Consider the following 13,724-nt stretch of genomic DNA (forward strand, 5'->3'; position numbering starts at 1 on the left):
GCGCGGTGAAGTCAGCCTTCGCCGCGCCGACGCGAACCGCCGTGGCTGTGTTGCCCGCCCACACGTGCTTTCTCCGCACGGTCCTGCTTCAGGTCCTTGCCAGACCCGCCCTTGCGCCCCGCGTCATGAACCCTTTGCGGATCATCGGCAAAACCGTGGCCGTTGTCGTGATGCTTGGTCATGCTCCATCTCCTGAATCGAACAGTGCCCAATGTTGGAGGCCTGACCGGGCAGATGATTGCCTCGCCCTGACCAATGGCTCAGGTCAACTGCCGAGGTCATGGATAATGATCAGGATGGTCACATGAACATGTTCTACTGAGCCCGCCACGACCGGAATAGCCACTGCAAGGTCAGCAACCCTGACGAAATGCACATCCCACCCTTTCGGTCTGCGGCGAGTGAAGGCACAATGCGTGTCCTTTTTTTGGCCGGCCTGGCCGGGGGCCTTTAAATGATCAAGACGCCGTACTACCTCATCGATAAAACCAAGCTGCTGGGCAACATGGAGAAGATCGCCTACGTGCGCGAACACTCCGGTGCCAAGGCACTGCTCGCCCTCAAGTGCTTTGCCACCTGGTCGGTCTTCGACCTGATGCAGCAGTACATGGACGGCACCACTTCTTCTTCGCTGTACGAGCTGAAGCTCGGCCGCCAGAAGTTCGCCGGCGAGACCCACGCCTACAGCGTGGCCTGGGCCGACGACGAGGTCGAGGAAATGCTCGAGAACTGCGACAAGATCATCTTCAACTCGATCGGCCAGCTGCAGCGCTTCGCCGAACAGTCCGAAGGCAAGGTCCGTGGCCTGCGTGTCAATCCGCAGGTCAGCAGTTCCGACTACCTGCTGGCCGACCCGGCCCGCCCGTTCAGCCGCCTGGGCGAATGGGACCCGGCCAAGATCGAACAGGTGATTTCGCAGATCTCCGGCTTCATGTTCCACAACAACTGCGAAAATAGCGACTTCGGCCTGTTCGACAAGATGCTCGGCCACATCGAAGAACGCTTCGGCCACCTGCTGCACCAGGTTGAATGGGTCAGCCTCGGTGGCGGCATCCACTTCACCGGTGAAGACTATGCCCTGGACGCCTTCTGCGCGCGTCTGAAAGCCTTCTCGGAAAAATACGCCGTGCAGGTGTACCTGGAGCCGGGCGAAGCGGCCATCACCAACAGCGCCTCGCTGGAAGTGACCGTGCTCGACACGCTGTACAACGGCAAGCACCTGGCCGTGGTCGACAGCTCGATCGAAGCGCACATGCTCGACCTGCTGATCTATCGCCTCAACGCCAAGATGGCCCCGAACGACGGCGCACATAGCTACATGGTCTGCGGCAAGTCGTGCCTGGCCGGCGACATCTTCGGCGAATACCAATTCGACCGCCCGCTGGCCATCGGTGATCGCCTGTCGTTCGTCGACGCGGCGGGTTACACCATGGTCAAGAAAAACTGGTTCAACGGTCTGAAAATGCCATCCATCGTGGTCAAGCAACTCGACGGCAGCGTCGAAGTGGTGCGCGAGTTCGGTTTCGAAGACTACGTTTCCAGCCTGTCGTAAGACCGGCTTTCAGTAAGGAGCAAGGGATAAATTGAAGAAGAACGTTCTTATCATTGGTGCAGGAGGTGTCGCCAAGGTGGTGGCCCACAAGTGCGCGCAGCATAACGACGAACTGGGTCGTATCGCTATCGCGTCACGGAACATCTCCAAATGCCAGGCCATCATCGACAGCGTCAAGGCCAAGGGTAGCCTCAAGGTACCCGCCGACATCCAGGCCTTCTCGCTCAATGCCCTCGATGTCGAGGCGACCAAGGCACTGATCCGCGAGACCGAATCGCAGATCGTGATCAACGTCGGTTCCGCCTTCCTCAACATGTCGGTGCTGCGTGCCTGCATCGATACCGGTGTCGCCTACCTGGACACCGCCATCCACGAAGAGCCGGGCAAGATCTGTGAGACCCCGCCGTGGTACGGCAACTACGAGTGGAAACACCTCGAAGAGTGCCAGGCGAAGAACATTACCGCCATTCTCGGCGTCGGTTTCGACCCGGGTGTGGTGAACAGCTACGCCAAACTGGCGCAGCAACAGTATTTCGACAGCATTGACTCGATCGACATTCTCGATGTCAATGCCGGTTCGCATGGCAAGTACTTTGCCACCAACTTCGACCCGGAAATCAACTTCCGCGAATTCACCGGGCAAGTCTGGAGCTGGCAGAACAGCCAGTGGACCAGCAACAGCATGTTCGAAGTCAAGCGTACCGACGACCTGCCAGTAGTCGGTTCGCAGAACCTGTACCTGACCGGCCATGATGAAGTTCATTCGCTTTCGAAGAACCTCAACGTGCCGAACGTGCGTTTCTGGATGAGCTTCGGCGAACACTACATCAACGTGTTCACCGTGCTGAAGAACCTGGGCCTGCTCTCCGAGCAACCGGTGAAGACCGCCGAAGGCCTGGAAGTGGTACCGCTGAAGGTGGTCAAGGCCGTACTGCCGGACCCCGCCTCGCTGGCCCCGGGCTACACCGGCAAGACCTGCATCGGCGACCTGGTCAAGGGCACCAAGGATGGCCAGCCGCGCGAAGTGTTCATCTACAACGTGGCCGACCACGAAGAAGCCTACGCCGAGACCGACAGCCAGGGTATTTCCTACACCGCCGGGGTTCCGCCGGTGGCTGCCGCCCTGCTGGTTGCCCGTGGCGAGTGGGATGCCAAACGCATGGTCAACGTCGAGGAGCTGCCAGCAGAGCCGTTCCTCAAGGCGCTGGACGTGATGGGCCTGCCGACCCGCATCAAGGATGAAAAAGGCGACCGTCCGTGGGACGCTGAAGCCTAAGCAGCAAGCCAGAGGGGGTGCCGACAAGGCGCCCCTTCTGCCTTGCAGGCCCGGCCTCTACTTGCGGGCCTCCAGGATCAGGTTGAACGGTGTCTGCGTCGCCCGCCGGAACCGGCTGAACCCCGCCTCCTCGAACACCGCACGCAAGCGCGCCTCCCCGGCCTGGGCGCCCAGCCCCAACCCCACCTCCTGGGATAACGAGTTCGGCGTGCAGATGAAGGTCGATGCCGCATAGAACAGGCGCCCGACCGGTGTCAGGTTGCCCTCCAGCGAGTCCTCGGCATACGGTTCCACCAGCATTACCGTGCCTTCGGCTTTCAAGGCGCGGTAAGCATGCCTGGCGGCCCCCACCGGGTCGCCCATGTCGTGCAGGCAATCGAAGAAGCACACCAGGTCATGGTCATGTCCCGGATAGTCCTTGGCGCTGGCCTGCTGGAACGTCACCCTTCCCGCCAACCCCGCTTCGCGCGCACGCTCGTTGGCCGTGGCGATGGAAGGCCCGTGGTAGTCGTAGCCAATAAAGGTGGAGGCCGGAAACGCCTCGGCCATGACCAGCGTCGAAGCACCATGCCCGCAGCCGACGTCGGCCACCTTGGCGCCCGCCTGCAACCTGGCCACCACCCCCTCAAGCGCCGGTAGCCATTCGGACACCAGAAAAGTGCGATAACCCGGCCGGAAGAATCGCTCGGTGCCGCTGAACATGCACGGGTGATGATCACCCCAGGCCAACCCGCCGTCACCGCGCATTGCTGCAACCAGCTTGTCCTTGTCATGGAACAGCGCCGCCACTACCGCGGCGCCACCGGCCATGTAGGCGGGGGAGTCTTCCAGCGCCAGGGCCAGGGCCTGTTCTTCGGGCAATACGAAGCGGCCCTGGTCATGCACCATGTAGCCCGACGCGGCCTGGGCATTGAGCCACTCGCGCACCAGCCGTGGGTGGCAACCGGTCTTTGCCGCGAGTGCCTCGGGGGTGGTCGGCTGGCTGTCGGCCATGGCCCGGTAAAACCCCAGTTCGTCGCCGAGTATCACATTGGCCAGGGTCGCCGCGGCGCCCATGTCGCCTACCAGCTTGCCCATGAAATCGTGAAGCCTTGCCTCGTCCATGACCTGCCCTCCTCTGCAAGAAGGCCATCGCCAGCGAGGGACGTCCGCTCCGGGGAGGCGGTGGTCGGTTGGATGGTGTTGGCCTGCCGAGCGCTACCCGGTGCAGGCCACTGGTAAGTCTAGTTGCCCTGTTCGCGGCGCTGTGCCTGCTCGGCCAGTTTTTCCAGCAGTGCCTTGGCCAGGGCCTTGTCCGAGAACGGGTTCTGCGCGGTGATCAGTTCGCGGTCCACCACCACGTTGGGTTGCCAGGCCTTGGCGTAACCCATGTCGCCCCCCGCCATCGCCATGGCGCCAGCCGGGTAGAACAACAGCCGCTGGCCGTTGAGCGAGCCCTCGAATACCTGCTCTTCAGGATCGGAGAAGATGGTCATCCGGTAGCCCTTGTACACCCAGTCCCTGGCCGCCGGCTTGGCACCCCGTGCCAGCGCGGCCTGATAGCCTGCCGGGTCCTGCTGGGCCGAGAGCAGGGCGATGGGGCCATGGCAAATGGCTGCGGTAGGTTTGCCGGCCTGGTGGAAATGCCGCAGCAAGGCGCCCACCTCCGGGTTGTTGGCGAGGTCGATCAAGGGCGCATGGCCACCGGGGATGAACAGCCCGGCATAACGGCTTGGATCAGCTGCCAGTACCTCGCTCACCGACAGGGTATCGTCGATGTCAGGCAGGCTTTGGACGACCTTTTCGATGCGCTTCATCTCGGCCGCATCACCGGCAAAATAGCTCGGGTCGATCGAGCGCGGGTCGACGCTCGGGGCGTTGCCCTTCGGCGTTACCAGCACCAGCTTGTAGCCAGCCTTGAGCAACTGGTCGGCTGGCACGCCGAACTCGTTGAGGTAGTAACCGGTGGGGTAGCGCTTGCCGTCCTGCAACGGCAGCTGGTGCTCGCTGGACAACAGCACCAGCACCTCGCCCCTGGGCGCGGCCTGGGCACCGGCGGCAAGCAGGGTAACAGCCGCGGCAAGGGCAAGCCTGGACATCTGGATCATGCAGCAATCTCCTCGATCACATCCGTGGGCCGTCCGTGCATGGCGGCCCGATGCGCTCATGCTAGTGGCTGGGCTATGATTCGATAATTCGAAAGCTCGCATGCCTGTGATCCAGAAAATGAATATCGCCAGCAAGGACTTCAACCTGCTGTACCTGTTCCATGTGCTGTACCAGGAACGCAACGCCACCCTCGCCGCCCAACGCATGGCGCTGAGCCAGCCGGCGCTCAGCCACAAGCTCAACAAGCTGCGCCATCAGTTTGGCGACCCCTTGTTCGTGCGCGCGCCCCGCGGCCTGACGCCAACACCACGTGCCCACGAACTGGCGCCGCAGGTGGAACGCCTTGTGGTGAGCCTGGAAGGTTTCTATGAGCGCTGCGAAGGCCGGGACTTTCTCGCCCGCCCTGCCCGCCTGCACCTGTACAGTACCGATTATGTCGAGCAGACGCTGCTACCCGGGCTGCTGCCGATCCTGCGCAGCGAGGCGCCGAACCTGACCCTGGTCACCCACAACACCCGCGGCCAGCTACCCCGTGAAGCGCTTGAGAAAGGCACCTGTGACCTCGCCGTGGCCGGGTTCTATACCGACCTGCCCGACACCTTTCACCAACAGCGCCTGCTCAGCGAACCGCTGGTGGTGCTGGCGTCACGCAGCCATCCTGGCCTGGGGAAAGGCCTGGACCTCGACGCTTTCCTCGCCAGCGACCATCTGCTCACCACCCTCACTGGCGACCTCGATGGCCTGGTCGACCGCGCTTTGCACAGCCAGGGCAAACAGCGCCGGGTGGTGGCAGGCCTGTCGAGTTTCATCGCCCCTGCGCGCCTGCTGCGCGGCACCGACCTGCTGCTGACCTGCTTGCGCTCGCTGGCCATCGAGGCCACCGCACGGGATGACGAGCTGGTCATGTACCCGCTGCCGCTGGCCCTGCCGGTGATCGAGGTGATGCAGATCTGGCACGAGCGCACCCATGCCGACCCGCTGCGGCGCTGGTTCCGCCAACAGCTATGGGCGGTCGCCCAGCAGGCTGCCCGCAGCACGGGTAACAATTCCTAAACAACAATGTGACATTTTTTTTCAGCTTTCTCGCCAAGGAGCTGTCAAATGAAGATCACGGTGTTCGGTACCGGCTATGTTGGCCTCACCCAGGCAGTGTGCCTGGCCCAGGTGGGGCACTCGGTGTTGTGCATGGATGTCGACGCCGCACGGGTCGCCACCCTCAATGCAGGCCATTGCCCGATCTTCGAGCCCGGCCTGGCACCCTTGCTGGAGAACAACCTGGCTTGTGGCCGGTTGCGCTTCACCACCGACGCCGGCGCAGCGGCGCACTTTGCCAGGCTGCAGTTCATCGCCGTCGGTACCCCGCCGCAGGCTGATGGCAGCGCCGACCTGAGGCAAGTCTTCGCGGTGGTCGACAGCATCCTCGAACATGCCGACGGCCCCAAGGTGATCGTCAACAAATCCACCGTCCCCGTCGGCACAGTGCACCGCATCAAGGCGCGCATTGCCCAGGCCGTGGCCGACAGCAGCCGCTTCCAGGTCATCAGCAACCCCGAGTTCCTCAAGGAGGGCTCAGCAGTGGACGATTGCATGCGCCCGGAACGTATCATCATCGGCGGCGCGCAACCCGCCGAGGTAGAACTGCTGCGCGAGCTGTACCTGCCGTTCAGTCGCAACCGTGAGAAGCTCATGGTGATGGATGCGCGCAGTGCCGAGCTGACCAAGTACGCGGCCAACTGCATGCTGGCGACCAAGATCTCGTTCATCAACGAAATTGCCAACCTGGCCGAGCACCTGGGTGCCGACATCGAGATGGTGCGCCGTGGCATAGGTTCGGACCCGCGCATCGGCTACGACTTCATCTATGCCGGCTGCGGCTTCGGTGGCTCGTGCTTCCCCAAGGATCTGCAAGCCCTGCGCCGCAGTGCCGAGGCCGAAGGCTTCGAGCCGCAGCTGCTGCGTGCGGTGGAGTCGGTCAACGAGCGGCAAAAGGGCCGGCTGTTCGGCAAGATCCAGCGCCACTACCGTGGCGGCCTGCGCGGCAAGGTCTTCGCCCTGTGGGGGCTGTCGTTCAAGCCCAATACCAACGACATTCGCGAAGCCTCCAGCCGGGTGCTGCTGGAAGCGCTGTGGGCCGCCGGTGCTCGGGTACAGGCCCATGATCCGCAGGCCATGGACGAGATCCAGCGGCACTATGGCGCACGTAGCGACCTGCGCCTGGTGCCCTGCAAGGAGGATGCGCTACGCGGTGCCGATGCCCTGGTGGTCGTTACCGAATGGCAGGATTACCGCGTGCTTGACCTGGACAAAGTGCTGCAGCAACTGGCCGACCGGGTGGTGTTCGACGGGCGCAACCTGTTCGAACCGGAGCACATGGCCGCCGCCGGCCTGACCTACTATGGCATTGGCCGTGGCCAGGTGCAGCCGGCATGTCGGTACTGATTACCGGCGTGGCCGGTTTCATCGGTTATCACGTTGCGCGGCGCCTGTGCGAGGCCGGTATCGAGGTGGTCGGCATCGACAACCTCAGTGCCTACTACAGCGTCAAGCTGAAGCTGGCGCGCGTGCAGCAGCTGTTCGACTTCGCCAACTTCCGCTTCCATACCCTCGACATCACCCACCCGGCTGAACTGCAGCAATTGTTCGCCGGGCAGCCGTTCAGCGAGGTGATCCACCTGGCGGCGCAGGCCGGGGTGCGTTATTCGCTGGACCACCCCGAAGCCTATGGGCGGGCCAACCTGGTTGGCTTTCTCAATGTGCTCGAGGCCTGCCGCCAGCGGCCGCCCCGCCACTTCATCTATGCCTCCAGCAGCTCGGTGTACGGGGCCAACGTCAAACTGCCGTTCAGCGTCGACGACCCGGTCGAGCGCCCCCTGTCGCTCTATGCCGCCAGCAAACGCGCCAACGAGCTGATGGCGTACAGCTATGCCCACCTGTACCAACTGCCGACCTCCGGGCTGCGTTTCTTCACCGTCTACGGCCCTTGGGGCCGCCCGGACATGGCTCTGTTCACGTTCACCCGCGCCATTCTCGAAGGCCGGCCAATCGCGGTCTACAACAACGGCCTGATGGCCCGCGACTTCACCTACATCGACGACATCGTCGAGAGCATCGTGCGCTTGCGCCTGAAGCCGCCAGTGGCGGCCGGAGGGCAACCGCCCTGTCAGTTGTTCAACATCGGCCGCGGCCAGCCGGTACGGCTGCTGCAGTTCATCGAATGCCTGGAGCAGTCCTTGGGCATCCAGGCCCAGCGCGACTACCTGCCGCTGCAACCCGGTGACGTGCTGCAAACCTGGGCCGATGTGGGTGGGCTGGAGCGCTGGATCGGCTACACCCCCGGCACATCGCTGGCACACGGCGTCAATGCGTTCGTGGCTTGGTACCGCGACTACTACCGGGTCTGAACCGCCTGGCTACGACAGGGTCACAAGCCGCCCATGACAGCCCCCAGTGCCGAGCGGCAGCGCCCAGGCATGTCTGTCACTTCGCCTGGACGAGCCCTGCCGGTAACCCGCTAGCGTTGCGCCGCCCCCGGAATGCGGCGGCGCTTGCAGAAGCATTCAGCGCCCACACCCTCTGCGCCGGGTTCAGTTGGCCGTTCGAACAGATGCCACAGGACACGATGAGCTGCATGAACTTCAAATGAACTTGCAATCGGCGCCTTCTCAAAATACTGTATGAATAATCAGTATACGGTATGACACCATGCAACTCATCGCCAAACTCGGCATCCTCGCCGACGCCGCCAAGTACGACGCTTCCTGCGCCAGCAGCGGCGCGCCCAAGCGCAATTCGCGGGGGGGGGATGGCCTGGGTGCCACCAACGGCATGGGCATCTGCCACAGCTACACCCCCGACGGCCGTTGCGTGTCGCTGCTCAAGGTGCTGTTGACCAATTTCTGCCTGTACGACTGCCAGTACTGTGTGAACCGCCGCTCCAGCAACGTGCCCCGCGCCCGTTTCACACCTGAGGAAGTGGTGCGCCTGACCCTGGATTTCTACCGGCGCAATTGCATCAGCGGGCTGTTCCTCAGTTCCGGCATCATCCGCTCGGCCGACTACACCATGGAGCAGTTGATCCGCGTGGCTCGGCTGTTGCGCGAGGAACATCACTTCCGCGGCTACATCCACCTCAAGACCATCCCCGATGCCGACCCGCTGTTGATCGAACAAGCCGGTCGCCTGGCCGACCGCCTCAGTGTCAACATCGAACTGCCCACCGACGCCAGCCTGAAGCGCCTGGCGCCGGAAAAGCAGGCCCACACCATTCGCCAGGCGATGGGCGTCATCCACCAGGGCCAGCAAGCCGTGGCCAACGAACCCAAGGCCCCGCGCTTCACCCCTGCCGGGCAGAGCACCCAGGTGATCGTCGGTGCCGACAATACCGACGACAGCACTCTGCTGCGCAATGCCGAGTCGCTGTACCAGGGCTATGGCCTCAAGCGCGTGTACTACTCCGCCTTCAGCCCGATCCCCGACAGCCCGGGCAGCGTGCCCTTGGCGGCACCGCCGCTGCTGCGTGAACACCGCCTGTACCAGGCCGACTTCCTGTTGCGGGGTTATGGCTACCAGGCCAGGGAACTGCTCGGCCAAGGCGATAACCTGGCCTTGGACATCGACCCCAAGCTGGCCTGGGCGCTGGCCAACCGAGAGGTGTTTCCGCTGGATGTGAACCGCGCTGAACCCGCGCTGCTGGCGCGCATTCCGGGTATCGGCCTGCGCAGCGTACAGCGCCTGGTGGCGCTGCGCCGCGAGCGGCGCATTCGCTATGACGACCTGATCCAGCTGCGTTGCGTGCTGGACAAGGCGCGGCCGTTCATTGTCACCAGCGACTACCGCCCGGCCCAGGCCGAGCTGCGCAGCGGCCTGTTGCGGGCCCGTTTGCGAGAGCCACAGGCACCGGTGCAGATGGGGTTGTGGGGATGATTGCGCTGGACTGCGATGACCTGTTCGTGACCTGGCGCGAGCAGGCGCGTGTGTTGTTGGGGCATGGTGTTGATCCCGCGGAAGTTACCTGGTCGCAGGGGCCGATGGCTGACTTGCTGGCCATACCGACAGCGCTCCCGGAAGGCCCCGGCCCGTTTCGTGCCAAGGTACCGGCGGCCCTGCTCGACCTGTTGGAACAGGCCGCACGCTACCGTGGCGAGCAACGCTGGAACCTGCTGTACGAGGTGCTCTGGCGTGTGGCCCACGGCGACCGCACCGCAATGCTGGCGGGGGATCGACTGGGCAGCGAACTGCATCGGCGGATCAAGCAGGTCAGCCGCGAGGCGCATCACTTGCACGCCTTTTTACGTTTCGTGCCGTTGCCAGACGCCTTGGCTACCCACCTGCAGCTAGACCTTGTGGCTTACCACGAGCCGGCCCATGACATCCTCGAAAGCGCCAGCCCGCACTTCGCCGACCGCCTGGGGCGCCTGCGCTGGTTGATCGCCACCCCGCGCGATGGCATACGCTTCGATGGCCAGGCGTTCGACTACCACCGGCAATGCCCCGATACCTGGCGCGGCTGGGCACGCAATGCCGAGGACCCGGGTGCCGAGCTATGGCGCACCTATTACCGCCATACCTTCAACCCCGCCCGCCTCAACCCCGATGCCTTGCGTCTGCACATGCCGGGAAGGTTCTGGCGACACTTGCCCGAGGGCATGCTGATACCGCAACTCGAAGGTCTGGCGCGCCAGGGCAAGCAACGCGACGGCCAGGCGCTGGAAGTGGCAGCGCAGGCTGGCAAACAAATCAGCAAGCCAACACGGTCGGTGTAAGAGCCGGCTCGCCCGCGAAGCAGGCGGTACGGTGCTTGGGTTACTCCAGGTGCCCGGGGCAAGCCGTTAGCGTCAATCCAGCATCCAGCCCGTATCGCCCTCTTCCAGCACACCACCATGATCGGTTCGATCGCCCTTGCGCGCCACAGCTGCACCTTCAATCAGAAAGTGCGCAGCACCACTGATTATTACGGCGCCACACGTGGTGCGGTCGCCTACTCTGGCAACCGGCCTGCCATTGAAGGTGTACGCGGAACTGCCGCTTTCTACCTGGTTGGTGCCATGTAGCGGGCAGACATGCCGATGGCCTACGAGTACCACGGGTTTCAACGGATCTCTCCTTCAGACGGGGCAGTACGGGACTCACGGTCAATGTCCTCTGGCCAATGAACCTTTGGCGCCAGACAGTGCATGTGGCTCAAGCCATCGTCGTCGTTCCAGTCACGGGGTGGGTGGACGAACTTCGGCAGCGCTTCAGGGCCTTGCTGCATGAACAGCCGGGCGATGGCCCAGTAGGCTTCGCCTCGGTAGAGGTCGTGGCTGAAGAGCACGCGGTCGATGACTTCGTCGGTTTCGGGGTTGCGGACCGACAGCATGACGTTTTCGATCACCCCACCGTGACCGGGGGCGTAGACTCTGTAGACTTCGGCGGTTACGTCGTCCCAGTTGTAAGCGACTGGTTTGACGCCCCAGTGTTTGCGGCTGAGCAAGTACAGGTAGTGGTATCTGAACTGATATACATAGATTTTTCGGCGTAAGCGATTAAAACGTATTGGCTCGTCTCGCGGAAGTTCTAAATCTAGCCTGACAAATGCGCTGACGAGCCATATGCAAATTAGAGGCCCGAGTATCAAAATAATCATCATCATCCAATCGAAGGCCTGGGCGTAATCAATGAGACCCCAATACACCTGTATCGATATGCCAAACAAGAATAGCAGCATCGGAATACCAAGCAACGCCAATACGCCACGTAGAAGTAAAGTGGATCTAGGCAATTCTATGTACACATCATTGGCATGATTGGGCGGCGGATTGACATTGCTTAAACTCAGGCGGGATACGGGCACTTCATTAACGCTCGGTAGATCGTAGCTCCAGCCTAGCGCTCGTTTCATTATTGCTCCTGGCTCACGCGCCCTCATTTTCCCTCCGTTGGCTTAGCTCAATATACGCACTTTCAATTTGTCGATCCGGCCAATACATCACCAGCAATGTTGCTGCGACAATGGAGTGCGTTCCAATCGTCGGCATGAGCTCTATAACCCCAGAGATAGACAGCTGAGGCAGGTCATTGAGTCCCGAAACAGGAAAGTATTGTTTGTTAATAGTGAAATCGCTATTGTAGTCGGGTAGCCTCGGCGGAGAAAAACTAGAGAAATTGACCGACTTGGAAACGCCAGTTGAGGGATGTGCATGAAGCTCATCGACAATCAGCGTCTCTCCTCCCGTGTAGTCCGGGAATTGGCCATCACCTCGGCGATGAACTATTAGGTACCAGCGATACGCTGATGCGCCATCTCTATAGTGAGGTAGCACAATCTTAAATTTTAGTTTTTGTTCCCGTTCAAGGCTGATCAGTCCTCCTATCCGTGGAGCGGCAGGGTCGCTTGCTAACTTCGATTCAAAGTGGAATTCTGCCTGTACACCCAGCGTAGCGGCGTTGAGCTCTGCAAATGCAATGTCTGCAGACTCCGGACTATTCCAGTGAATGACTGGCGTCTCATCTGCCTTTCCAAAACAGCATCGTCGAGCCCACCGCTCCAGAGCAGATGACTCATTTTCTTCAGCGCTTTTGCTTAGCGCATATGCAATCAGCGCCAGCATCACAGCGAGGCCTACAGGTCCCAATAAAGTGGACTTCAATACTGCTCCAGCGAAGGCAATGGCACTGGCCCCGTGAAAGCCCACAGCCAACCAATATTGCGTGGCTGCTACACCATCTCCCGCTGCCGATGCGCGTTTAGCAGCAGAGATTGCCTGTGCTGCTTCAATAAAACCGACGACAGCGCCTACCACAGCACCGATCTTCACCAAGGTCTTGCCGGTGGCAGTAGCACCGTTAACCCATGGCATACCGCTATAGGCACTTGCCCTCAGGATAAGCCCCACCAGCTCAATCTGCCCACCCAACACACCCAACTGAGATCCTTGCAACGCCAACTTGGCCTCATGCGCCTTGGGCCCTATCTCCGTTTCCGCCTTTTCCTGATTCCTGCCCAGGCTGTCCTGCTGCAGATACAACCCGCCTATCGCCAGCAGCACTTCCCAACTCCCAGCCACCCCGCGCAACCCGGAAAACCCAGTCCTTACCAATCGGGCCGCCTGCTGTGAGGTGATCTTCATCCCATGCAACAACCTGCGCGCATCGGTTTCCAACGTCCCCGCCGCCACCGAGATATCCACCAGGGCAAGCTGCGCCGCGCTGCTCGCCTGGTTCACCCCTATGCTGGCTTCCTTGAACAACCGCCCATGCACCTCTTCAGCCTTGCCCTCGACCCACACCGTCACGCTGATCATCGTGTGGCTGAAGCGCGGGTCGAGCACGGCCAGGCTCATCAGCCCGTGCTGGATGATCGGCCGTACCTTGCGCATGGCCTTCATCGAGCCGAACTCGAAATCGTCGATGTTGCGCTGCATTCGGTCCCGCGCCGCGGCAATGGAGGCATTGGCCTTGTGCTGCAATTTGCGTAGGTGCTGGCTCTGCAGGGCGTAGTACTCGCCCAGCTTCATCTTCACTTCCAGCTCGATCAGCTGCACGCCGTTGTAGAGATACTGCGTGGCGCTGTTCAGATGCCGCACGGCTTTCTGGATGCCAGGCGACAGGCAGGGCGCCAGTCGCTGACTGGCTGCATTGAGCGCGCTTTGTGTTTCGGCTATGGCCTGCTTGAGGGTCGTGCGCAGGCGCAAGCCGGCGTCGTCGCTGGCGACGATCTTGCTCAGCATGCTGTAGAGCTTGTCACTGTCATTCCAGTTGATCGCTTCTGTGGCAGAGTAACTGGGCAGCAGCCCGGCCAGCAGTGCCTGGTCGCGCATCAGCAAGGAG

13 protein-coding genes are annotated in these 13,724 nt (G+C 62.0%); 7 read left to right on the forward strand and 6 right to left on the reverse strand.

Annotated features, from left to right (window positions below; translation table 11 throughout):
- Positions 1-11: 11 nt before the first annotated feature.
- Positions 12-182 (reverse strand): KGG domain-containing protein, encoded by a 171-nt coding sequence (locus B4L76_RS19735; RefSeq protein WP_170029725.1) that lies wholly within the window; start codon positions 180-182, stop codon positions 12-14.
- Between the two features lie 272 nt (positions 183-454).
- Here B4L76_RS19735 and nspC point away from each other — a divergent pair, with 272 nt between their 5' ends.
- Positions 455-1,552, forward strand: a complete 1,098-nt coding sequence (nspC, locus tag B4L76_RS19740) for a carboxynorspermidine decarboxylase (protein WP_296234842.1) — start codon at positions 455-457, stop codon at positions 1,550-1,552.
- A gap of 31 nt (positions 1,553-1,583) precedes the next feature.
- Positions 1,584-2,828: a saccharopine dehydrogenase family protein gene (locus B4L76_RS19745; RefSeq protein ID WP_289131435.1), complete on the forward strand. Its 1,245-nt coding sequence runs from the start codon at positions 1,584-1,586 to the stop codon at positions 2,826-2,828.
- 57 nt (positions 2,829-2,885) lie between these two features.
- Here B4L76_RS19745 and B4L76_RS19750 read toward each other — a convergent pair whose 3' ends face one another.
- Both B4L76_RS19750 and B4L76_RS19755 read right to left on the reverse strand, forming a co-directional pair.
- Entirely contained in the window at positions 2,886-3,932 is a 1,047-nt protein-coding gene (locus tag B4L76_RS19750) for a class I SAM-dependent methyltransferase (RefSeq protein WP_296234843.1), read from the reverse strand.
- A gap of 119 nt (positions 3,933-4,051) precedes the next feature.
- Entirely contained in the window at positions 4,052-4,915 is an 864-nt protein-coding gene (locus tag B4L76_RS19755) for a type 1 glutamine amidotransferase domain-containing protein (protein ID WP_296234845.1), read from the reverse strand.
- Between the two features lie 118 nt (positions 4,916-5,033).
- Between B4L76_RS19755 and B4L76_RS19760 the strand changes: the two genes are divergently transcribed.
- The 5 genes from B4L76_RS19760 to B4L76_RS19780 all read left to right on the forward strand — a co-directional run bounded on the left by B4L76_RS19760 (position 5,034) and on the right by B4L76_RS19780 (position 10,678).
- Positions 5,034-5,969, forward strand: a complete 936-nt coding sequence (locus B4L76_RS19760) for a LysR family transcriptional regulator (protein WP_296234858.1) — start codon at positions 5,034-5,036, stop codon at positions 5,967-5,969.
- A 48-nt stretch (positions 5,970-6,017) separates the two neighbouring features.
- Positions 6,018-7,355: a UDP-glucose dehydrogenase family protein gene (locus tag B4L76_RS19765; protein WP_296234846.1), complete on the forward strand. Its 1,338-nt coding sequence runs from the start codon at positions 6,018-6,020 to the stop codon at positions 7,353-7,355.
- Positions 7,343-8,317, forward strand: a complete 975-nt coding sequence (locus B4L76_RS19770; protein WP_296234847.1) for an NAD-dependent epimerase/dehydratase family protein — start codon at positions 7,343-7,345, stop codon at positions 8,315-8,317. Before B4L76_RS19765 ends, B4L76_RS19770 begins: the two co-directional genes overlap by 13 nt.
- A gap of 301 nt (positions 8,318-8,618) precedes the next feature.
- Positions 8,619-9,839 carry a putative DNA modification/repair radical SAM protein gene (locus B4L76_RS19775; RefSeq protein ID WP_296234848.1) on the forward strand — a complete coding sequence of 407 codons (1,221 nt, stop codon included), beginning with the start codon at positions 8,619-8,621 and terminating at the stop codon, positions 9,837-9,839.
- The gene (locus B4L76_RS19780; protein WP_296234850.1) at positions 9,830-10,678 is read left to right on the forward strand and encodes a TIGR03915 family putative DNA repair protein; all 849 of its coding nucleotides are present in this window, start codon (positions 9,830-9,832) and stop codon (positions 10,676-10,678) included. The genes B4L76_RS19775 and B4L76_RS19780 overlap by 10 nt, the downstream gene beginning before the upstream one ends.
- Positions 10,679-10,750: 72 nt before the next feature.
- Here the strand turns inward: B4L76_RS19780 and B4L76_RS19785 are convergent, their stop codons facing one another.
- From B4L76_RS19785 to B4L76_RS19795, 3 genes are all read right to left on the reverse strand, one after another.
- Complete coding sequence (locus tag B4L76_RS19785) at positions 10,751-11,008, reverse strand: PAAR domain-containing protein (RefSeq protein WP_296234852.1); 258 nt, start codon at positions 11,006-11,008, stop codon at positions 10,751-10,753.
- Entirely contained in the window at positions 11,005-11,796 is a 792-nt protein-coding gene (locus tag B4L76_RS19790; RefSeq protein WP_296234853.1) for a DUF6708 domain-containing protein, read from the reverse strand. Before B4L76_RS19790 ends, B4L76_RS19785 begins: the two co-directional genes overlap by 4 nt.
- Positions 11,797-11,809: 13 nt before the next feature.
- Positions 11,810-13,724 (reverse strand): T6SS effector BTH_I2691 family protein (locus B4L76_RS19795; protein WP_296234855.1); only part of this gene is annotated, 1,915 nt, incomplete at its 5' end.

Origin of the sequence: Pseudomonas sp. UBA4617, assembly GCF_002386445.1 — a bacterium.
Taxonomy (GTDB): domain Bacteria; phylum Pseudomonadota; class Gammaproteobacteria; order Pseudomonadales; family Pseudomonadaceae; genus Aquipseudomonas.